This is a genomic window from Amycolatopsis sp. NBC_00355 (assembly GCF_036104975.1).
Lineage (GTDB): Bacteria > Actinomycetota > Actinomycetes > Mycobacteriales > Pseudonocardiaceae > Amycolatopsis.
Genome location: NZ_CP107982.1, coordinates 1,702,282 through 1,722,340 on the forward strand (window position 1 = coordinate 1,702,282; position 20,059 = coordinate 1,722,340).

The window sequence follows — 20,059 nt, forward strand, 5'->3', positions numbered from 1 at the left end:
CTCCTTCCCGGCCATAAGAGCCGGTAAGGAGGCCTTCACCGACCACGATCAGATGCCGAGGGCGTGGACTCCGCCGTCGACCATGATCATCGAGCCGGTGGTGGCCGGCAGCCAGTCCGAAAGCAGCGCGCAGACGCTCTTCGCCGTCGGGTCCGGGTCGGAGCTGTCCCAGCCGAGCGGCGCGCGGTCGCCCCAGCCGTCTTCGAGGTCCGAGAAGCCCGGGATGGACTTCGCGGCCATGGTCTTCATCGGGCCGGCGCTGACCAGGTTGACGCGGATGCCCTGCGGGCCCAGTTCCTTGGCCAGGTACCGGTTGACCGACTCGAGCGCGGCCTTCGCGACGCCCATCCAGTTGTAGACCGGCCACGCGACGCGGGCGTCGAAGTCCATGCCCACGATCGACGAGCCGCGGCCCAGCAGCGGCAGGCACGCCTTCGACAGCGACATGAACGAGTACGCCGAGACGTCCACGGCTACCTTCACGTCTTCGGCCGGCGCGTCGAGGAACGGCGCGCCGAGGCAGCTCTGCGGCGCGAAGCCGATCGAGTGCAGCACGCCGTCGAGGCCGTCGACGTGCTCCCGGATGTTGTCCGCGAGGCCGCTCAGGTGCTCCTGGTTGGTGACGTCCAGCTCGATCACCGGCGCCGGCTCGGGCAGCCGCTTCGCGATGGTCTTGACCAGCGACATCCGGCCGAAGCCGGTCAGGACCACCTTCGCCCCCTCCTGCTGCGCGATCTTGGCCGCGTGGAAGGCGAGCGAGGCGTCGGTGATGATGCCGGTGATCAGCAGGCGCTTGCCTTCGAGCAGTCCGGGCACAGGTCCTCCAGGTCTTGGTTCGGGTTCTTTGAAGACGTTCAGTGGCCGAGGCCGAGGCCGCCGTCGACGGGCAGCACCGCGCCGTTGACGTAGCCGGCCTCGTCCGAGGCCAGGTAGCGCACGGCGGCGGCGATCTCCGACGGCTCCGCGTACCGGCCGGAGGGCACCTGCGCGAGGATCTGCTTCTTGCGGTCCTCGGACAGCTCGTCGGTCATGTCGGTGTGCACGAAGCCGGGCGCGACGACGTTCGAGGTGATGTTGCGCGAGCCCAGCTCACGGGCGAGCGAACGCGCGAAGCCGACCAGGCCCGCCTTGCTCGCCGCGTAGTTCGCCTGACCCGCCGAGCCGGAAAGGCCGACGACCGAGGAGATGAAGACGAACCGGCCCCACTTGCCGCGCAGCATGCCGCGCGAGGCGCGCTTGGCGACCCGGTAGGCGCCGGTCAGGTTGGCGTTGACGACCCGCTCGAACTGGTCCTCGCTCATCCGCATGAGCAGCGTGTCGTCGGTCAGGCCGGCGTTCGACACGAGCACCTCGACCGGGCCCTGGTGCTCCTCGACGAGCTTGAACGCCGCGTCGACCTGCTCGGTGTCGGTGACGTCCGCCTGCACCCCGAAGAGCCCTTCGGGAGCGCCGGACCCACGGTGCGTGACGGCGACCTGGTGGCCCTGTTCGGCGAGATCCCGGGCGATCGCCAGACCGATACCCCGGTTGCCCCCGGTGACCAAGACCGACCGTCCCACAGCTTTCTCCCTCTTTCGACCGTGCGCGAGTGACGGCAAGAGGCTATCGGCAGCACGCACCGGGCGCGCAGCCACGCCCGCCATACCTGCAGGTAACCGCCGTCATCGGAGCCGGGTGTCGGCAACACCACACGACAAGCGCGCGCTCCGGCCAGCGGAACGTGAGTGCGGCGGGCGGGTACCGGCCGGTAGGTCGACGGAGCGTGACGTCGTGGCCGCCGGTGCGTTGTTGCTTACACTTTCCGCGACAGTGCGACGCAGACCACAGCGCGAGCCTTCAGCACCGCCGTGCGACCGGGCTCGGCGCGATGCCGCGTTCGCGCCGGTAGACGACCTCGCAGCGCGGGCACTGGTGTGGGGCCGCCGCGTGCCCGGCGTTCCGACAGCGCCGCGAACGTCACCACAGCCTCGGCACCGCACATCATCGACAAAGGCTCGCCAGGCACCGGGATGCCGCGCACCCACGTCCGGTGCCACAGCCCGTCGATCACGGGATGGATCGCATCAGGATCGATGTGAATCACTGCGGACACGACTTCTCCCTGGCGGTGCGGCATGTCTGTAACATCGCCAGCACAGCGAGTGAGATTAAGTCGCGAAGGGTCCACAGAGTGTCCACACCCCCGACGACCGTGCCGGGCTCCCGGCTCCGGGACGAACGTGAGGCCGCGGGCCTTTCCCTCACCGAGATGGCGAAGAAGATCCGATTCTCCAAGTCGCTGCTCGGCATGGTCGAGACCGGTCGGCGCACGGCTTCGGTCGACCTGATCGAGGCGTACGAGCACGTCCTGGGGGTCGACATGTGGCGCAAGGACATCACGCACTCGAACCTGCTGATCGTCGACAAGGCAAGCCGGGCGGCGCTGCTCGCCGGGGTCGAACGAGGCGACCCCGGTCCCCTGCGGAACACGCCGACGGCGCACCGGACCGACGTCAGCTTGGGCAGCGTCGTCTCCGGGAAAGCCGCCGACTGGTTCCGGAAGTGGGCCGTCGAGGGCGATACCGCGACGCTGCGGACCAACTCGGTGAGCGTGATCGCGAAGCTGCCGGGCCAGGAGAACGCCGACCTCGTGGTGCACGTGCTGGAGAACGATCCGAAGGTGCGCCGGCTGATCGTCGCGAGCGAGATCTCGCGGCTGACCCAGCTCGACTGGACGGTCGCGCTCCAGGGCGCCGACGACCCGACGACGATCCCCGAGCCGCGGAAGCTCGCGCCGAAGCTGGCCAAGGGTGCGATCGATCCGAAGGGCACCGAGGCGCGCTGGGCGTGCACCTACCTGTTGTCGCGGATGGTGCCCGTCCTGGGCCGGTAGCCCGGCCCGGGCGATGCGCGGATGTGTCCTAAGCGGGTGTTAGGAACCGTCCCCCGGCCTTGCTACCGCACTCCCGGTTGGTCACCGTGAGTCGCAACACAGGAGGTCGACGATGACAACCCGGATCAACGGCACCGGCGCCGCGGGCGTGAACGAGAAACGCGTTATCGGCAACGTGTTGCGCGGCTCGATCGGCAATCTGGTCGAATGGTACGACTGGTACGCCTACGCAGCGTTCACCACCTACTTCGCCAAGTCCTTCTTCCCCACGAGCGACACGACGGCGGCGTTCCTCGGCACCGCCGCGGTGTTCGCCGTCGGGTTCCTCATGCGGCCGCTCGGCGGGTGGATGCTCGGCCGGTTCGCCGACCGGTTCGGGCGGCGCAGCGCGCTCGTGCTGTCGGTGACGCTCATGGCCGGCGGGTCGCTGCTGATCGCGGTCACCCCCGGCTACCAGACGATCGGGATCGCCGCGCCGATCCTGCTGCTCGTCGCCCGGCTGATCCAGGGCCTCTCGGTCGGCGGCGAGTACTCCACCTCGGCGACGTACCTGTCCGAAGTGGCCACTCCCGGCAAGCGCGGCTTCTACTCCAGCTTCCAGTACGTGACGCTCTACGGCGGCCAGCTGCTGGCCCTCGGGCTGCAACTGATCCTGCAGGCAGTGCTCACCGAACAGCAGCTGACGGCGTGGGGCTGGCGGATCGCGTTCGGCGTCGGCACGGTCGCCGCGCTCAGCGTGATGTGGCTGCGCCGCGGCATGGACGAGTCCGAAAGCTTCACCAAGGAGAAGGGCAGCGCGGCGGCCGGGGATCGCGGCACGTTGCGCGCGCTGGCCAAGTACCCCAAGGAGATCGCGCTCGTCGTCGGCCTCACCCTCGGCGGCACGGTGGCGTTCTACACCTTCGCCACCTACAGCCAGAAGTTCCTCGAGAACACCGCCCACATCCCGCGCCGCACGGTCACGATCATCCTGTTCTCGGCGATCCTGCTGGCCGCGATCCTGCAGCCCCTCGCGGGCAAGCTGTCCGACCGGATCGGCCGCCGGCCGCTGCTGCTGTTCTTCGGCATCGCCGGCACGCTGCTGACCGTCCCGATCATGACGATCATGGGCTCGACGCGGAACCCGGTCGGCGCGTTCTTCCTCGTCCTGGCCGGTCTGGTGGTCGTCGCCGGGTACACGTCGATCAACGCGATCGTGAAGGCCGAGCTGTTCCCGACGAAGATCCGGGCCATCGGCGTCGGCCTGCCCTACGCGCTGACCGTCGCGATCTTCGGCGGCACGGCCGAGCTGATCGCGCAGGCCCTGAAGAGCGCCGGACACGAGTCCGTGTTCTTCTTCTACGTCGCGGGCTGCGTCCTGGTTTCCCTCATCGTCTACGGCACAATGCGGGAGACTTCGAAGAGCTCGGAGCTGGAGGAACGGCCCGAACCGGTGGCCGCGGGCGAGCGCTGAGAAAGGGATGGCCGTGCGCGTGCTCCTCGTCGAAGACGACGCCGGGGTCGCCGGCGCGCTCGCCGAGTCGCTGCACGCGCGCGGCCATCCGGTCACCAGCGTCGGCCGCGGCGCCGACGCCCTGCACCGCCACCGCGACGCCGACCTCGTCCTGCTCGACCTGGGGCTGCCCGACATCGACGGCCTCGACGTCCTCCGCAAGATCCGCGCCGTCTCCCCGGTGCCGGTCATCGTCCTGACGGCCCGCGGTGACGAGCGGTCGGTCGTGCGCGGCCTGCGCCTGGGCGCGGACGACTACCTCACGAAACCCGTGCGGCTGGCGGAACTGCTGGCCCGGATGGACGCCGTCGCGCGGCGCGCGGTCGCCCGGGACGCCCCGGCCGGTGACGTCGTGCGCGTCGACGACGTCGAGATCGACCTGGCCGCCCGCCGGGTGCGGGTCGGCGGCGCCGACGTCGCGCTGACCACCAAGGAGTTCGAGATCCTGGCGGTGCTCGCCACGCGCCCCGGCACCGCGGTCAGCCGCCAGCAGCTGATGGACGAGGTCTGGGGTGACGCCTACCTCGCGGTCTCGCGCTCGCTCGACGTCCACCTGACCGGGTTGCGCGCGAAGCTCGACCGGCCGGGCCTGCTCACCACGATCCGCGGTTTCGGCTACCGGCTCGGCCGGGACTGAGCGATGCGCACCCGCCTGCTGGTGGTCCTGGTCGCCCTGGCGCTCGCGGTGGTGGCCGCGTTCGCCGTGCCGCTGCTGCTGTCCACGGCCGAGCAGCGCACCCAGGAGCTGGTCATCTCCCGCACGGCCGACGTCGACCGGTTCGTCGTGCTGGCCCAGCAGGCGGTCGACACCCGCGACGCGGCCGCGCTCGCCGCCGACGCGACGCGCTACGCCGACCTGTACGGCGAAGGTGTCGTCATCGTCGACGCACGGCGCCTGCCGCTGGTCCAGGCGGGCGGGCTGACCGCCGCCGACCCCGCCGTCCACGAGCTGGTCGAGGCGACCATGCGCAACGAGCCCGGCCCGCGCGTCGACCGGCTCGGGCCGCTGTCGACCGAGCCGGCGTACTTCGCGCGCCCGGTCGGCACCGGCACCCGGGTCGCCGGGGTCGTCGTGCTGCGGGCGTCGGTGACGGCGGCCGCCGCGGACGTCGCCGCCCGCTGGGGCACCATCGCCGCCGGCGCGCTGCTGGTCGCCGTCGTCTTCGTGCTGCTCGCGGTGCTGCTGGCCCGGTGGATGGTGCGGCCGTTGCACGAGCTGGAGACGGGCGTGCTGGCCGTCGCCGCCGGGCACCGGGCGCACGTCCCGGAACGGGCCGGGCCGCGGGAGCTGCGGTCGCTGGCCGCCGAGGTCAACCGGATGTCCGAGGCGGTACTGGAGGCCGCCGACCAGCAGCACCGGCTGGTCGCCGACGCCTCGCACCAGCTGCGGAACCCGATGGCCGCGCTGCGCCTGCGTGTCGATTCCCTGGCGGGCCAAGCGGAAGGCGCCACCTACCGGGCGACCGTGGCCGAGGTCGAGCGCCTCGAGAAGCTGCTGGACGGCCTGCTCGCGCTCGCCCTGGCCGAAAGCACCGCGACCCGGGTCGCGGCCGGCGCCGCGGACGAGCCGTGCGACCTCGCCTCCGTGCTCGCCGAGCGCGTCGACGCCTGGCGCCCGGCCGCCGACGACGCGGGCGCTGCGCTCGTCCCGCCGCCGGGGCACGACGAGCCGGTGGTCGTCCGCTGCCCCGAAGGCGAGCTCGCGCAGATCCTGGATGTGTTGCTGGACAACGCCGTCCACTACGCGGGCCGCGGCGCGAAGATCACGACGGACTGGGAATCCGGCGGCGGAACGGCGACGCTCGTCGTCCGCGACGACGGTCCCGGGCTGTCCACTGAGGACCGTGCGCGGGCGACGGAACGGTTCTGGCGCGCCGGCGGCGAAGGCGCTCCCCGGGGGACCGGGCTCGGCCTCGCCATCGCGCACCAGCAGGTGCGCACCCGCGGCGGCGTGCTCGCACTGCGCCAGGCCGAGCCGCACGGCCTCGAAGTGCGCGTCACGCTGCCGCTCGCGGAGGAGGTGCCATGACGCTCACCCGCCGCACCGCCCTGCTCGGCGGGCTCGGCCTGGCCCTGGCCGGGTGCTCGTCGTCCGGCTACGCCGGTCCTGAGCGGACCCTCACCATCGCCGCCGGCGAGCGCGGCGGCTTCTACCTCGCCTTCGCCGAGCTGCTGGCGACCGAACTCGGCCGCGCCGAACCGCTGTTGCACGCCACCGCCGTGCCGACCGAGGCGAGCGTCGCCAACGTCGACCTCGTGCGTAGCGGGCGCGCCGATCTCGGGCTGGTGCTGGCCGACGTCGCGCAGACGGCGCTCGGCGGCGGCGCGCCGTTCACCGGGAAGGTGCCGCTGCTCGCGCTCGGCCGCGTCTACGAGAACTACCTGCAGCTCGTGGTGCGCGCGGACGGCCCGGTGCGTCGGCTCGCCGACCTCGCGGGCCGCCCGGTGTCGCTCGGCGCGGGCGGGTCGGGCGCGGCGCAGCTGGGCGAGCGTGTGTTCGCGAAGGCGGGTGTCGCGGTCGACGCGCGGCACCTGCTGTTCGACGACGCCGTCCACGCCCTGGCCGACCGGCACGTCGACGCGATGCTGTGGTCCGGCGGCGTGCCGACCCCGAAGCTCGCGGACCTCACCCGCACGACGCCGATCGCGCTGCTCCCCCTCGACGCCCTGGTCCCCACGCTGCGTGCCGCGTACGGGCCGGTGTACGACCAGGTCCAGGTGCCCCAGGGCGCCTACCGCGGTGTCGGCGCGCTGGGCACGATCGGCGTCGCGAACCTGCTGGTCTGCTCCCCCGCCCTGCCCGACGACGTCGCCGCGGCGGTGGTCCGGCTGCTGGTCGAGCGGGCGACGGACCTGGTGCCCGCGGAAGCCGTCGGCACGCAGTTCCTCGACGTCCGCACGCTGATCGGCACCCAGCCGGTACCGCTGCAGCCCGGTGCGGCCACCGCGTACCGCGTGCTGCACGGCTGAGGACGCTCGCTAGATTGGCCCGGTGACCGAACCCCGCCGGCCGATCGTCGAAATGCCACTGCGCGTGCGTTACCACGAGTGTGACGGCCAGGGCATCGTGTTCAACGCCCACTACATGGCCTATGTGGACATGTGCGCGTTCGAGGCGGAGAAGGCCCTGTTCGGTTCGCACGACGAGTTCCTCGCCCACCGCACGGACGTCGTGGTCGCGGAGGCGAACCTGAAGTTCCGCGCGCCGGCCCGGTACGACGAGGAGCTGGTCGTGGCGCAGTTCGTCACGCACCTCGGGACGACGTCGATGGTCCACGACTTCGAGATCCGCCGCGGCGGCGCGCTGATCAGCGAGGCGACCCTGCGGTACGTCTTCATCGACCCGGCGACGATCCGCCCGGCCGCGCCGCCGGCGCCCGTGCGCGAGCAGTACGCCAAGTTCCTGGCCGAGGGCTGAGCCGGTGTTCCGCGTTCTCTTCTACCACCCCGAAATCCCGCCCAACACGGGCAACGCGATCCGCCTCGCGGCCAACACCGGCTGCGAACTGCACCTGGTCGAGCCGCTCGGGTTCACCCTGGAAGACAAGCAGCTGCGGCGCGCCGGGCTCGATTACCACGACCTCGCGCGGGTCCGGGTGCACGCGGACCTCGACGCGGCGTGGCAGGCCCTGCTGCCGGCGAACGTCTACGCGTTCAGCGCGTCGGCCACCCGGCTGCACACCGACGTCGCCTACACCCCCGGCGACGTCCTGCTGTTCGGGCCGGAGTCGGTGGGCCTGCCCGCCGACGTCCAGCAGGCGCCCGAGGTCACCGACCGGGTGCGGCTGCCGATGCTGCCGACCAGTCGTTCGCTCAACCTCGCCAACACCGCGGCGATCGCGATCTACGAGGCCTGGCGGCAGAACGGGTTCGCCGTTCCGGAGGCCTGATCGGCGTCCGGTAGGTTCGCCCGGTGCGACAGCAATTCCTGGGGGCGCTCATCGGCGCCGCGTTCGGTGCCGTGTTCGTCCTGGTCAACTCCGGTGACCCGCTCCCCGCCCTGGCCGGCTGGATCCTGCGCGGCCTCGCGGTTCTGGCGCTGGCGGCCGTGGTGGTCGTCGGCTTCCGCGCGGGCGGGCGGCCGACGTTGGACGACCGGCCGATGTTCGGGCCGAGCTACCGGGTGATCGTCATCGGCGAAGTGGTGCTGCTGATCGCCGGGTTCTTCGTGCTCAGCCTGCTCGACGCGCCGGTGCAGGCGAACGTCGCATGGATCGCCACGATCGTCGGGCTGCACTTCGTGGCATTGGCCTCGGCGTGGAAGACGCGCTCGATCCTCGTCGTCGGCGCGGTCCTGACGGTGCTCGGTGTGGTGGGCCTGGCCCTGCTCGGGACGTCGGCGCTGCCGTGGGTCCCGTTCGTCAGCGGCACGCTCTCCGGCGTCACCCTCCTGGCGGGGAGCCTGTACGGCGTCCGCCGCGCCTGAAGGAGGGCGGCACTTTCACGTGAAAGTGCCGCCCTCGCTCAAGGAAGCCGCTGGCCGTAGAACAGGCTGGCCGCGGCGCCCAGCATCAGGATCAGCGTTCCGACGACCAGCCACGGCTTGCTCGCGTCGGCGTCCTTGATCTCGTAGCCGATCTGCTCGCCGAGGTCGCCGTAGACCTTCTTCAGCTCTTCCGCGCTGGCCGCCTTGTAGAACTCGCCGCCGGACAGGCGCGCGATCTCGCGCAGCGACTCGTCGTCCACGCTCACCGGCTGGGCCTTGCCTTCGATGTCGACCGAGCCGTGCGTGGTGCCGAAGGAGATCGACGAGATCGGCACGCCCGCCTGCTTCGCCGCCTGCGCTGCCGTGTAACCGCCGCGGGCCGCGTAGAGGTCCTCCGGGACCGTCTGCTTGCCGTCCGACATCAGCACTATCCGCGCCGGCGGCGGACCGTCGGCACCGCCGACGACGCTGGAGAAGCTCTCCACCGACTGCAGGGCCGCGAAGATGCCTTCACCGGTGGCCGTGGACTGCGCCAGCTTCAGGTTGTCGATCGCCTTGATGACGCCGTTGCGGTCGGTGGTCGGGTTGACCAGCACCGTCGCCGTGCCCGCGAAGGAGATCAGCCCCAGGTTGATCCCGGGCGTCATGTTCTGCGCGAACTGCGTCGCCGCGTCCTGGGCCGCCTTCAGCCGCGTCGGCGCGACGTCGGTGGCCTCCATCGACAGCGACACGTCGATCACCAGCATCACGGTGGCCCGGTTGCGCGGCACCTTCTGCTCGGCGGTCGGCCCGGCCAGCGCCACGGTCAGCAGCAGCAGCGACAGCACGATCAGCACCGCCGGCACGTGCCGGACCCAGCCCTGGCTCTTCGGCGCGACCTTCTCCAGCAGTTCCAGGTTCGCGAACCGCATGGTCCGCTTCCGGCGCGCCCGCTGCGCCAGGACGTACCCGACGGCGACCGCGGCCACGGCGATCAGCAGCAGGAACCACCACGGCGCCGTGAAACCCGTCAAGCTCACGCGCCCACCTCGCTGACGCTCGGTGCGGCGTTCGCCGAAGGCGCGGTGCTGAATGGTTCGGTCGCACGCTCCCTCACGCGACACCCCCGGACCAGCGCCGCTTGCGGGCGACGACGAACCGGACCATGTCGGCGATCCAGTCGGCGTCGGTGCGCAGCGTCAGGTGCGCCGCACCCGCGCGCCGCAGGCCGGCCGCGACCGTCTGCCGGTGGGCGTGGGCCGCGGCCCCGAACTCCTTGCGCAGCAAGGCCGAAGCGTGCACTTCGCGCTGTTTCCCTGTCTCCGGGTCGGCCAGCACGACGGTCCCCACCTCGGGCAGGTCGATGTCGCGCGGGTCGAGGACTTCGATCGCGATCAGTTCGTGGCGCCCGCCGAGCGCCCGCAGCGGCCGCTCCCAGGTCGGCTCGCCCAGGAAGTCGGAGATCACCACGGCCAGGCCACGGCGGCGCGGCGGCCGGCGCAGGGCCTCCAGGGCGTCGGCGAAGTCACCGCGGGTGCCCTCCGGCGCCCGCGGGGCCGCGGCGATCTTGCGGACCAGGCCGCGGGCGTGCGCGAGGCCGCCGCGGGCGGGGACGCGGGTGGTCTCGGCGCCGTTGGACAGCAGCGCGCCGATCCGGTTGCCGCCGCCCCCGGTCAGGTGCGCGACCGCCGCGACCGCGCAGACCACCAGGTCGCGCTTCTCGCACAGCGCCGTGCCGAAGTCGAGGCTCGCCGACAGGTCGGCGACCACCCAGGTCTCCAGCTCGCGGTCGGCCACGGTCTCGCGGATGTGCGGGGTCGTGGTGCGGGCGGTGACGGCCCAGTCCATCCGGCGCACGTCGTCGCCGGGCTGGTAGGGCCGCGCCTCGCCGGGCTCGGACCCCGGCCCCGGCACCAGGCCGAGGTGGTTGCCCTGCAGCAGGCCGTCGAGCCGGCGGCGGACGTCGAGCTCCAGCGTGCGGAGCCCGGCCTCCAGCCGGTCGCCGCGCAGGACCGGCGGGGCCCACGAAGGGCGCTCGCCCTTCTCGTTCTTCGCCATCGCGGGTTACCTGACCGGCGCGCCCGCCGGGACCGGGCCGCCCTGGCCGGCCCCGCCCTGCGGCCGGGCCGAGACCTGCGGCAACGGCACGGTCTGCAGCACGCGGGTGATGATGTGGTCGATGGGGACGCCGTCGGCGAGGGCGTCGTAGGACAGCACGAGGCGGTGGCGCAGCACATCCGGCACGACGTCGACGACGTCCTGCGGCAGCACGTAGTCGCGGCCGCGGACCAGGGCCAGCGCCCGCGCGGCGGCGATGATGCCGAGGCTGGCGCGCGGCGAAGCGCCGTAGGACACCCAGCCGGCGACGTCGGCGAGGCCGTGGTCGTTCGGCGTGCGGGTGGTCAGCACGAGCCGCACGACGTAGTCGACCAGCGCGTGGTGCACGAAGACCTGCGCGGCGACGCCTTGGAGGCGGACGAGCTCGCCCGGGCTGAGCACCTCGTGCGGGGTGGGCGGCGTGACGCCCATCCGGTAGATGATCTCGCGCTCCTCCTCGGCGGAGGGGTACTCGACGAGGATCTTGAACAGGAACCGGTCACGCTGCGCTTCCGGCAGCGGGTACACACCCTCGTTCTCGATCGGGTTCTGCGTGGCGAGCACGAGGAACGGGTCCGGCATCGGGAACGTCTGCCCGCCGATCGACACGTGCCGCTCGGCCATCACCTCGAGCATCGCCGACTGCACCTTCGCCGGCGCGCGGTTGATCTCGTCGGCGAGCACGAAGTTGGCCACGACCGGGCCGAGCTCGACGTCGAAGCGCTCGGCGCCCTGGCGGTAAATGCGGGTGCCGAGGATGTCGGCCGGCACCAGGTCCGGGGTGAACTGGACACGCGAGAACGAGCCCCCGACGACCCGCGCGAACGTCTCGACGGCCAGCGTTTTCGCGACGCCGGGCACGCCTTCGAGCAGCAGGTGGCCCTTGGCCAGCAGGCCGACCAGCATCCGTTCGACCAGGCGGTCCTGGCCGACGATGATCCGCTTGACCTCGAACACGGTCCGCTCCAGCAACTGGGCGTCCCGGGCCGGCGTAGCGGCCTGCTGGCCGTTCCCGCCCTCGGCGTAGCCGGGCTCGGTCACTCTGCCTCCTTGTTGAGTCCGTGCGCCGCCCCGCGACGGTGATCACGCGGTGCGACCGTACTGCGTCCCCCGGTCGTTCGTCCGTCCGGCACGCGGACGGGCGCGAAGGCCCGTGAGGGTAGCCAACACGGTGCCCGGTGTGACATCTGTGAAGCACCGGATCAGGAGTGCCGGTCGAGGTCCTCGGGGGTGTCGATGTCGTCGGCCTCCCCCGGCTCGGCCGGGACGTCCACGATGTCCAGCGCGCCGAGCGTCCGGCGCAGGGCCGCGTTCTCCGGGTGCTCCGGCAGCGCGGCCCGCAGCGCCGGTACCCGCCAGACGCCGAGCAGCCACTGCCGCGCGCCCGCCGCGTCGACCAGGACGGCGCCATCGGCCCCGCCGACGGCGGCCACCAGCCGGTCCACTGTGGACCGGCGGACACCGGGCAGGTCGGCGGCGAGCACGGCGACCGCTTCGACGTCCTCGGGCACGAAGACGAGCCCGGCGGCCACCGCGGCCACCGGCCCGGTGCCCGGCACGGGCTCGCGGGTCCACACGACGTCGAAACCGGGCCGGCGCGGGCCGACCGCGATCACCCGTTGGGCGCCGTCGAGGGCGTGGATCGCGCGGGCCAGCAACGGCTTTCCGCCCACCGACAGGGCCGGCTTGTCCACTCCGGACAGTCTGCGGGCCGATCCGCCGGCCACCACGATCCCCGCGTACCGCACCCCGGGACCCTAGCGGCCCAGCACGAGGTAGGAGAAGCCCAGCACACCGCGGTACTCCCCGACGTACTGCCGCAGCCGCTCGTCGAGCCAGGCGCGCACCTCGGGCGCCCGCGGGTCGGCCGGGTGGGCCAGCAGCCACTCCTGCCGGCCGGCCCGGGACGTCGACTCGAAGTCGTCCCATTCGAGCTGGTCCGCGGTGCTCAGGTGGAGCACCCGCCAGCCCGCGGTGCCGGCGGCGTCGAGCAGATCCGGCAAGGTCAGGACGTCGTCGCCGAAGATCCCGACCGTGGCCGGGCTCGGCGGCGCGGCCCAGAAGCCGTCACCGTAGAGCAGCCGGCCGCCGGCCGGGACCACCGTCGCGAGGCGCTCCAGGGCGGCCCGGGACGAGCCGAAGGCGTGCGACGCGCCGATGCAGAACGCCCGCTCGGCCGGCGTTTCCCAGGTCGCGGCATCCGCCTCGACGAACTCGACGTCGCGGTCCACGGCCGCCGCCCGCCCGCGTTCGAGGCCGGTGCTGTCGGTGTCGACGCCGACCCCGCGCAGGCCGGGCGTCCGGGCGACGGCCCGCACCAGCAGCTCGCCCCAGCCGCACCCGAGGTCGGTCACCGTTCCGGTGAGAGCCATCCGGTCGAGCAGCAGCTCGGCATGGGCTTCGGAAAGGGGCGCGTTCCAGCGCATCCGGGAGCGCCGCAGCGCGTCGAGTTCGTCGTCCACCCGGTGATCCTGGGGCGGGACGGCGACGCCGTCGAGTGAGTTTCGGCGATACTCGGCCCATGACCTACACCGTCGAACCGCGCGTCGACGCCTACATCGACGGCTTGCCCGAGTGGCAGCAGGCGCTCTGCCGGGAGGTCCGCGAGCTCGTCCACGCGGCGGACCCCGACGTGACCGAGACGATCAAGCGCACCCGGCAGCCGTACTTCGTGCTGGAGGGCAATGTCTGCGCGCTGCTCGCGGCGAAGGACCACGTCAACGTCTTCGTCTACGACGGCGGCATCGTCCCCGACCCCGAGGGCATCATCACCGCCGGGCACGGCAACAAGACCGCCCGGACCGTCGCGTTCCGCGAAGGCGAGCCGATCAACGCGCCCGCGCTCACCGCGATGTTCCGGCAGATCATCGCGAACAACCGGGCCGGTGGCTGGCGCAAGCTGAAGCGCGACGCCTGACTCAGCCGACCAGACGGGTCGCGTACGGCATGATCCCGCCGTAACGCACCGGCGCGATCCGGACGCGGAGCCCGGACTGCGGCGCCTCGACCATCTGGCCGCCGCCGAGGTAGAGCGCGACGTGGTGGATGCCGGCGCCGCCGCCCCAGAACAGCATGTCGCCGCGGCGCATCTGCGACAGCGGGACCCGGCGTCCGGACGTGTACTGGTAGCCGCTGTAGTGCGACAGCGACCGGACCCCGGCGAAGGCGTAGATCATCAGGCCGGAGCAGTCGAAGCCGATCTTGTTGTAGTCGCCGTAGCGGTCGGCGACACCGCCGTCGCGGATGCCGCGGGTCGGCCCGCTCGCGTTGCCGCCGCCCCAGGCGTAGGGCATGCCGAGCTTGGACAGCGCCCGGGCGATCACGGCTTCGATCGACGCGCCGGCCGGGGCCGACGGGCGCGACCCGGCCGGCGGGCGGCCACCGCCGCCTCCCCCGGACGACGCGAGCGCGGCCTGCCGGGCCCGCTCGTCGTCCTCACGCTGCTTCTGCGCGAGCCAGTCCTGGTAGCGCTGGCGCTGCCCCTGCAGGCCGTTGACCTTGGCCTGCGCGGTGTAGAGCTGCTGCTCGACGCTCGACTTGTTGGCCTCGAGCGCCGAGTTCTGCGTCTGCTGGTTGTCCTGCGCGCTGACGGCGGCGGTCTGGGCGGCGTCGGCGCCGTCCTTCGCCTGACGCGCGGCGTCCTGCTTCTGCTGGGCGATCTCGGCGGCCTTGCGGGCCGCGGAGTCCTTGTTCGACTTGTCGGTCTGCGCCTGCTGGAGCCGGTCGAGGGCGTTGAGCCGGTCGCCGCCGACGGCGTCGAGCAGCTGCGCGCGGGCCAGCATGTCCTTCGGGCTGTCGGCGCTCAGGTACGCCGAGAGCGAGCCGACCGTGCTGCCCTGCTGGAAGCTGGCGGCGGCGAACGACTTCAGGTCGTTGCGCGCTTTCTCGATCGCTCCGGCCGCGGCGTCCGCCTCGGTCCGGGCGGCCTTGGCGTCGTTCTCGGCCTGCGCCGCGGCGTCCTGGGCGGACTGCAGGTCGACCAGGGCCTTGTTGGCCTCTTCCTGCTTGAGCTCGACGTCGTCCTGCAGCTGCGACAGCTTCTGCTCGGCCTGGGCCAGCTGGTTGGTCAGCCGGCCGACCTCACCGGCCTTCGCGTTCGCCTGGGCTTTGCTGTTGTTCAGCTCCGAGTCGCTCGGGTTCGGCGGCGGCGGGGGCGCCGCGAGGCCCGTGCCGCCCGCGCCGAACAAGATCACCAAGGCCAGGGTGCTCACGGTCAGTCCACGGCGCGTGCCGGGCACCCCCCAGCTCCGACGCCGTCCCAGCATGACCGCCACCTCCGCTCACCTGCGCACATCGCGCGTCACTGCAGTCACACCACTATCACAAGCCTCAGCGGAAACTTACACACCGTAGGCACCAATTCCCCTTATTGAGGGACCCCCTGTGCGGATGGCGCAGCCCACACCGCGTGTCGTCTTGAACCCCAAACAGGACACGCGTACTGTTTGGGGCACCGCGAGGTGTGCCATCCCGAATCCGGTCCTACGGTGGGGGTGCGCAAGACTCGCCGTCCGCCCCTGTGCGGACCCGCACGACACCCGAACTGACCGCACTGACCCGGGACTCGACCGCCGCACCGGCGCGGAAGTCCATGCCACTGGAGTTAGACGTGACCGCACCTGCCAGCAAGGACAGCTTCGGCGCCAAAGACACGCTGAAGGTCGGAGACGCCTCGTACGAGGTGTTCCGCCTGAACAAGGTCGAGGGCGCCGAGCGCCTGCCGTACAGCCTGAAGATCCTGCTCGAGAACCTGCTGCGCACCGAGGACGGCGCGAACATCACCGCCGACCACATCCGCGCGCTGGGCTCGTGGGACCCGAACGCCGACCCCTCCATCGAGATCCAGTTCACGCCGGCCCGCGTGATCATGCAGGACTTCACCGGCGTCCCCTGCGTCGTCGACCTCGCCACCATGCGCGAAGCGGTCACGGACCTCGGCGGCGACCCCGACAAGGTGAACCCGCTCGCCCCGGCCGAGCTGGTCATCGACCACTCGGTGATCATCGACGTCTTCGGCACCCCCGACGCCTTCGAGCGCAACGTCGAGATCGAGTACGAGCGCAACCGCGAGCGCTACCAGTTCCTGCGCTGGGGCCAGGGCGCCTTCGACGAGTTCAAGGTCGTCCCGCCGGGCACCGGCATCGTGCACCAGGTCAACATCGAGCACCTCGCGCGCACGGTGATGTCCCGTAACGGGCAGGCCTACCCCGACTCCTGCGTCGGCACCGACTCGCACACCACCATGGTCAACGGCCTGGGCGTGCTGGGCTGGGGCGTCGGCGGCATCGAGGCCGAGGCCGCCATGCTGGGCCAGCCGGTGTCGATGCTGATCCCGCGCGTCGTCGGCTTCAAGCTGACCGGCGAGATCCCCACCGGCGTCACCGCGACCGACGTCGTGCTGACCATCACCGAGATGCTGCGCCGCCACGGCGTGGTCTCCAAGTTCGTCGAGTTCTACGGCGACGGCGTGAGCGCGGTGCCGCTGGCCAACCGCGCCACCATCGGCAACATGAGCCCCGAGTTCGGCTCCACCGCGGCGATCTTCCCGATCGACGAGGAGACCGTCCGCTACCTCAAGCTGACCGGCCGCTCGGCCGAGCAGGTCGCCCTGGTCGAGGCCTACGCCAAGGAGCAGGGCCTCTGGCACGACCCGTCCCACGAGCCGCAGTTCTCCGAGTACATCGAGCTCGACCTCTCGACGGTCGTCCCGTCGATCGCCGGCCCGAAGCGCCCGCAGGACCGCATCGAGCTGACCGACGCGAAGTCGTCGTTCCGCAAGTCGGTGCACGACTACGTCGACGGCGAAGACACCACCCCGCACACGAAGATGGACGAAGCCTCGGAGGAGTCCTTCCCGGCCAGCGACGCGCCGTCGCTGTCGTTCGCCGAGGACGACGCCGCGCCGGTGATCGTCTCCGCCGCGAACGGCGCCTCGGGCCGCCCGAGCAAGCCGGTCAAGGTCTCGACCTCCGACCGCGGCGAGTTCGTGCTCGACCACGGCGCCGTGGTGATCGCCTCGATCACCTCGTGCACCAACACCTCGAACCCGTCGGTCATGCTCGGCGCCGCGCTGCTCGCGCGCAACGCCGTGGACAAGGGCCTCGCGGTGAAGCCGTGGGTCAAGACGTCGATGGCGCCGGGCTCGCAGGTCGTCACCGACTACTACAACAAGGCCGGCCTCTGGCCGTACCTGGAGAAGCTGGGCTACCACCTGGTCGGCTACGGCTGCACCACCTGCATCGGCAACTCCGGCCCGCTCTCGGACGAGATCTCCGCGGCGATCCAGGAGAACGACCTCACCGCGGTCTCGGTGCTCTCGGGCAACCGGAACTTCGAAGGCCGGATCAACCCCGACGTCAAGATGAACTACCTGGCGTCGCCGCCGCTGGTCATCGCGTACGCGCTGGCCGGGACGATGGACTTCGACTTCGCGAACCAGCCGCTGGGCCAGGCCACCGACGGCACCGACGTGTTCCTGAAGGACATCTGGCCGACGCCGCAGGAGATCCAGGAGACCATCGACTCCTCGATCACGCAGGAGATGTTCACCAAGGACTACGCCGACGTCTTCGACGGCGGCGACCGCTGGAAGGCGCTGCCCACCCCCGAAGGCAAGACCTTCGAGTGGGACGCCGAGTCCACCTACGTCCGGAAGCCCCCGTACTTCGAGGGCATGCAGGCGGAGCCGGCGCCGGTCACCGACATCTCCGGCGCGCGCGTGCTGGCGAAGCTAGGCGACTCGGTCACGACCGACCACATCTCCCCCGCCGGCGCGATCAAGCCGGGCACCCCGGCCGCGCAGTACCTGACCGAACACGGCGTGGAGAAGAAGGACTTCAACTCCTACGGCTCGCGGCGCGGCAACCACGAGGTGATGATCCGCGGCACCTTCGCGAACATCCGGCTGCGCAACCAGCTGCTGGACGACGTGCAGGGCGGCTACACCCGCGACTTCACCCAGGACGACGCCCCGCAGGCGTTCATCTACGACGCGGCGCAGAACTACGCGGCGGCCGGCACCCCGCTGGTCGTGCTGGGCGGCAAGGAGTACGGCTCGGGCTCGTCGCGCGACTGGGCGGCCAAGGGCACCTCGCTACTGGGCGTGCGCGCGGTGATCACCGAGTCGTTCGAGCGCATCCACCGGTCGAACCTGATCGGCATGGGCGTCATCCCGCTGCAGTTCCCGCAGGGCGAGTCGGCGGCGTCGCTGAAGCTGGACGGCACCGAGACGTTCGACATCTCGGGCATCACCAAGCTGAACGACGGCGAGACCCCGCGCACCGTGCACGTCACGGCGACCAAGCAGGACGGTACGAAGGTGGAGTTCGAGGCGGACGTCCGCATCGACACCCCGGGTGAGGCGGACTACTACCGCAACGGCGGCATCCTGCAGTACGTGCTGCGGAAGATGACGAACGCGTAAGGGTTCCCCGCTTGCCGAAAGGCCTCCTCGCCGGTCCCGGCGGGGAGGCCTTTTCGGTACCGTGGCGGGCATGGGGGAACGCATCGAGCTCGCCGACGGCCACCTGTCCTACGAGGAACGCGGCGAAGGCCCGCCGGTGGTGTTCCTGCACGCGGGCGGGATGACCCGCGCGATGTGGGCGGAGCAGTTCACCCGCTTCGCCGGTGCGCACCGCGTGATCCGCTACGACGCCCGCGGCAGCGGCGGCTCGTCGGACCCGTCGGGTCCCTTCTCCCACAGCGAGGACCTGAAGCAGCTCCTCGACGCCTTGGCCGTGGAGCGCCCGGTGCTGGTCGGCTGCTCACTCGGCAGCCGGGTCTTCCTGGACTTCGCCCTGGCCTACCCCGACCGGGCGGCGGGCCTGTTCCTCAGCTCGCCGGGGATCAGCGGGATGGAGTTCCAGGACCCGTTCGTGCTGCGCCTGCTGGCCGAGGCGGGCGCGGCGGCCCGGTCGGGCGACGGCGCCGCGGTCCTGGAGTGCGTCCTGCGGTTGTGGGTCGACGGCCCGCACCGCACACCCGCCGAGGTCGACCCGGCAGTCCGGCGGCTTTGCCGGGACATGCTGGTCGACAACTTCGGCCAGGGCCACGGTGCCCCCGATCCGGGCACCGAACTGGGTGCGATCGGCCGGGTCGCGGAGATCCGCACCCGCACGCTCGTCGTGACCGGCGACCTGGACTCCTCCGACATCTTCGCCGTCGCCGACCTAGTGGAGGGTGCGGCGCCGCACGCGAACCGGGCCCGGGTGCCCGGCGCCGCGCACATGGTGAACCTCGAGCAGCCCGGGCGGTTCGGCGAGCTGCTCGAGCAGTTCCTCGGCTAAGCCGGCACGGCTTCCCAGCGCACGCTGGTGACCGCGGGCTCCAGCGACAGCCGGGACACCGCGGACTCCATCTGGGCGTCGTCGCGCTGATCGGCGGCCAGCTCGGCGCGGACCTCGACCGTGCGGTCCTGCGGGCGGTCCGTGCTCAGCACCGACAGCAGCCGGAAGTCCGTGCGCGCCAACGCTTGCACGAGCAACGCGCGCACGTGCGCCTCGGAGTCGTCGCGGGTCACGGCCTGGAACTCGTAGCGGGCCGGGGTTTCCTCACCCGATTCCGGGCGGCGGTCGACGACGCGCCCGAGCGGGCGCAGCACCACGTTCACCCCGACCACGACCGCCGTCCCGGCCAGGGCCACCGCGTACAACCCCGACCCCGCAAGGGATCCCACGGCGGCCGAGCACCACAGCGTCGCGGCGGTGTTCAGGCCGCGGACATTCAGGCCGTCGCGCATGATCACGCCGGCACCGAGGAACCCGATGCCGGAGACGATCTGCGCGGCCACCCGCGTCGGGTCGGCGTCACCGCTGCCGGACAGGCCGCCGAAACCGTGCGCGGACAGCAGGACGAACAGCGTCGCGCCGACCGCGACGAGGGCGTTGGTGCGCAGCCCGGCCATCCGGGCGCGGAACTGGCGCTCGAACCCGATGACGGCGCCGAGGCCGACGCCGGTGCCCACGCGCAGCAGCATTTCGAAGATGGTCATGATCCGGCTCTTTTCCGGCGTGCGCGCACTGCCGGACAGAAGGCGGCCGGACGTCAGCCCAGCCGGAAACCTCCGGTGAGCGCGCGCCCGGCCGTCCGATGACTGTCCGCTGGCATGTGCCGCTCACCTCGCTTCCCGTACTGGTGATGATCAACTGGGCCAGAGTAGCCGGTCCCGTGGCCCGGCAGGGGGCCACGGGACCGG

Annotated in this window: 21 protein-coding genes; 11 read left to right on the forward strand and 10 right to left on the reverse strand. The window is 71.8% G+C overall.

Annotated features, from left to right (window positions below):
• Positions 1–48: 48 nt before the first annotated feature.
• The 3 genes from fabI to OHS18_RS06730 form a co-directional block, all read right to left on the reverse strand.
• The gene (gene fabI / locus OHS18_RS06720; protein WP_328454969.1) at positions 49–816 is read right to left on the reverse strand and encodes an enoyl-ACP reductase FabI; all 768 of its coding nucleotides are present in this window, start codon (positions 814–816) and stop codon (positions 49–51) included.
• 38 nt (positions 817–854) lie between these two features.
• Entirely contained in the window at positions 855–1,559 is a 705-nt protein-coding gene (locus tag OHS18_RS06725; RefSeq protein WP_328454967.1) for a beta-ketoacyl-ACP reductase, read from the reverse strand.
• A 233-nt stretch (positions 1,560–1,792) separates the two neighbouring features.
• Entirely contained in the window at positions 1,793–2,092 is a 300-nt protein-coding gene (locus OHS18_RS06730; protein WP_328616335.1) for a hypothetical protein, read from the reverse strand.
• A gap of 78 nt (positions 2,093–2,170) precedes the next feature.
• Between OHS18_RS06730 and OHS18_RS06735 the strand changes: the two genes are divergently transcribed.
• From OHS18_RS06735 to OHS18_RS06770, 8 genes are all read left to right on the forward strand, one after another.
• Positions 2,171–2,872, forward strand: a complete 702-nt coding sequence (locus tag OHS18_RS06735; RefSeq protein WP_328616336.1) for a helix-turn-helix domain-containing protein — start codon at positions 2,171–2,173, stop codon at positions 2,870–2,872.
• A 112-nt stretch (positions 2,873–2,984) separates the two neighbouring features.
• Entirely contained in the window at positions 2,985–4,325 is a 1,341-nt protein-coding gene (locus OHS18_RS06740) for an MFS transporter (protein ID WP_328616337.1), read from the forward strand.
• A gap of 7 nt (positions 4,326–4,332) precedes the next feature.
• Positions 4,333–5,001 (forward strand): response regulator transcription factor, encoded by a 669-nt coding sequence (locus OHS18_RS06745; RefSeq protein WP_328616338.1) that lies wholly within the window; start codon positions 4,333–4,335, stop codon positions 4,999–5,001.
• Between the two features lie 3 nt (positions 5,002–5,004).
• Positions 5,005–6,393: a sensor histidine kinase gene (locus OHS18_RS06750; RefSeq protein ID WP_328616339.1), complete on the forward strand. Its 1,389-nt coding sequence runs from the start codon at positions 5,005–5,007 to the stop codon at positions 6,391–6,393.
• On the forward strand, positions 6,390–7,334 hold the full coding sequence (locus OHS18_RS06755) for a TAXI family TRAP transporter solute-binding subunit (protein WP_328616340.1): 945 nt from the start codon (positions 6,390–6,392) through the stop codon (positions 7,332–7,334). The genes OHS18_RS06750 and OHS18_RS06755 overlap by 4 nt, the downstream gene beginning before the upstream one ends.
• 22 nt (positions 7,335–7,356) lie before the next feature.
• Positions 7,357–7,782, forward strand: a complete 426-nt coding sequence (locus tag OHS18_RS06760) for an acyl-CoA thioesterase (RefSeq protein WP_328454955.1) — start codon at positions 7,357–7,359, stop codon at positions 7,780–7,782.
• A gap of 4 nt (positions 7,783–7,786) precedes the next feature.
• Positions 7,787–8,254, forward strand: coding sequence for a tRNA (cytidine(34)-2'-O)-methyltransferase (locus tag OHS18_RS06765; protein WP_326949742.1), 468 nt, complete (start codon positions 7,787–7,789; stop codon positions 8,252–8,254).
• A 23-nt stretch (positions 8,255–8,277) separates the two neighbouring features.
• The gene (locus OHS18_RS06770; protein WP_328616341.1) at positions 8,278–8,790 is read left to right on the forward strand and encodes a hypothetical protein; all 513 of its coding nucleotides are present in this window, start codon (positions 8,278–8,280) and stop codon (positions 8,788–8,790) included.
• Positions 8,791–8,828: 38 nt separating this feature from the next.
• On the opposite strand, the gene OHS18_RS06775 is transcribed toward OHS18_RS06770, so the two are convergent.
• The 5 genes from OHS18_RS06775 to OHS18_RS06795 all read right to left on the reverse strand — a co-directional run bounded on the left by OHS18_RS06775 (position 8,829) and on the right by OHS18_RS06795 (position 13,328).
• On the reverse strand, positions 8,829–9,809 hold the full coding sequence (locus OHS18_RS06775; protein ID WP_247051936.1) for a VWA domain-containing protein: 981 nt from the start codon (positions 9,807–9,809) through the stop codon (positions 8,829–8,831).
• 73 nt (positions 9,810–9,882) lie between these two features.
• The gene (locus OHS18_RS06780) at positions 9,883–10,827 is read right to left on the reverse strand and encodes a DUF58 domain-containing protein (protein ID WP_328454949.1); all 945 of its coding nucleotides are present in this window, start codon (positions 10,825–10,827) and stop codon (positions 9,883–9,885) included.
• 6 nt (positions 10,828–10,833) lie between these two features.
• Positions 10,834–11,907: an AAA family ATPase gene (locus OHS18_RS06785; protein WP_328454947.1), complete on the reverse strand. Its 1,074-nt coding sequence runs from the start codon at positions 11,905–11,907 to the stop codon at positions 10,834–10,836.
• Between the two features lie 161 nt (positions 11,908–12,068).
• The gene (mobA, locus tag OHS18_RS06790; protein WP_328454944.1) at positions 12,069–12,614 is read right to left on the reverse strand and encodes a molybdenum cofactor guanylyltransferase; all 546 of its coding nucleotides are present in this window, start codon (positions 12,612–12,614) and stop codon (positions 12,069–12,071) included.
• 9 nt (positions 12,615–12,623) lie between these two features.
• A complete protein-coding gene (locus tag OHS18_RS06795; protein WP_328616342.1) occupies positions 12,624–13,328 on the reverse strand; it encodes an SAM-dependent methyltransferase in 705 nt (234 codons plus the stop codon).
• A 59-nt stretch (positions 13,329–13,387) separates the two neighbouring features.
• Here OHS18_RS06795 and OHS18_RS06800 point away from each other — a divergent pair, with 59 nt between their 5' ends.
• A complete protein-coding gene (locus OHS18_RS06800) occupies positions 13,388–13,783 on the forward strand; it encodes a DUF1801 domain-containing protein (protein ID WP_328616343.1) in 396 nt (131 codons plus the stop codon).
• 1 nt (position 13,784) lies between these two features.
• Here the strand turns inward: OHS18_RS06800 and OHS18_RS06805 are convergent, their stop codons facing one another.
• Entirely contained in the window at positions 13,785–15,131 is a 1,347-nt protein-coding gene (locus OHS18_RS06805) for an NlpC/P60 family protein (RefSeq protein ID WP_328454939.1), read from the reverse strand.
• Between the two features lie 326 nt (positions 15,132–15,457).
• On the opposite strand from OHS18_RS06805, the gene OHS18_RS06810 reads away from it, so the two are divergent.
• Both OHS18_RS06810 and OHS18_RS06815 read left to right on the forward strand, forming a co-directional pair.
• Positions 15,458–18,289 carry an aconitate hydratase gene (locus OHS18_RS06810; protein ID WP_328616344.1) on the forward strand — a complete coding sequence of 944 codons (2,832 nt, stop codon included), beginning with the start codon at positions 15,458–15,460 and terminating at the stop codon, positions 18,287–18,289.
• A gap of 70 nt (positions 18,290–18,359) precedes the next feature.
• A complete protein-coding gene (locus tag OHS18_RS06815; RefSeq protein ID WP_328616345.1) occupies positions 18,360–19,151 on the forward strand; it encodes an alpha/beta fold hydrolase in 792 nt (263 codons plus the stop codon).
• Here OHS18_RS06815 and OHS18_RS06820 read toward each other — a convergent pair.
• Positions 19,148–19,855 carry an MgtC/SapB family protein gene (locus OHS18_RS06820; protein ID WP_328616346.1) on the reverse strand — a complete coding sequence of 236 codons (708 nt, stop codon included), beginning with the start codon at positions 19,853–19,855 and terminating at the stop codon, positions 19,148–19,150. The genes OHS18_RS06815 and OHS18_RS06820 overlap by 4 nt on opposite strands.
• Positions 19,856–20,059 lie beyond the last annotated feature (204 nt).

What these genes read in the sequence shown, in the direction of transcription:
- OHS18_RS06740 (WP_328616337.1), top strand. Translation starts at nt 2,985, where the DNA reads ATGACAACCCGGATCAACGGCACCGGCGCCGCGGGCGTGAACGAGAAA.
- OHS18_RS06745 (WP_328616338.1), top strand. Translation starts at nt 4,333, where the DNA reads ATGGCCGTGCGCGTGCTCCTCGTCGAAGACGACGCCGGGGTCGCCGGC.
- OHS18_RS06750 (WP_328616339.1), top strand. Translation starts at nt 5,005, where the DNA reads ATGCGCACCCGCCTGCTGGTGGTCCTGGTCGCCCTGGCGCTCGCGGTG.
- OHS18_RS06755 (WP_328616340.1), top strand. Translation starts at nt 6,390, where the DNA reads ATGACGCTCACCCGCCGCACCGCCCTGCTCGGCGGGCTCGGCCTGGCC.
- OHS18_RS06780 (WP_328454949.1), bottom strand. Translation starts at nt 10,827, where the DNA reads ATGGCGAAGAACGAGAAGGGCGAGCGCCCTTCGTGGGCCCCGCCGGTC.
- OHS18_RS06800 (WP_328616343.1), top strand. Translation starts at nt 13,388, where the DNA reads ATGACCTACACCGTCGAACCGCGCGTCGACGCCTACATCGACGGCTTG.
- OHS18_RS06805 (WP_328454939.1), bottom strand. Translation starts at nt 15,131, where the DNA reads ATGCTGGGACGGCGTCGGAGCTGGGGGGTGCCCGGCACGCGCCGTGGA.
- OHS18_RS06810 (WP_328616344.1), top strand. Translation starts at nt 15,458, where the DNA reads ATGCCACTGGAGTTAGACGTGACCGCACCTGCCAGCAAGGACAGCTTC.
- OHS18_RS06815 (WP_328616345.1), top strand. Translation starts at nt 18,360, where the DNA reads ATGGGGGAACGCATCGAGCTCGCCGACGGCCACCTGTCCTACGAGGAA.
- OHS18_RS06820 (WP_328616346.1), bottom strand. Translation starts at nt 19,855, where the DNA reads ATGACCATCTTCGAAATGCTGCTGCGCGTGGGCACCGGCGTCGGCCTC.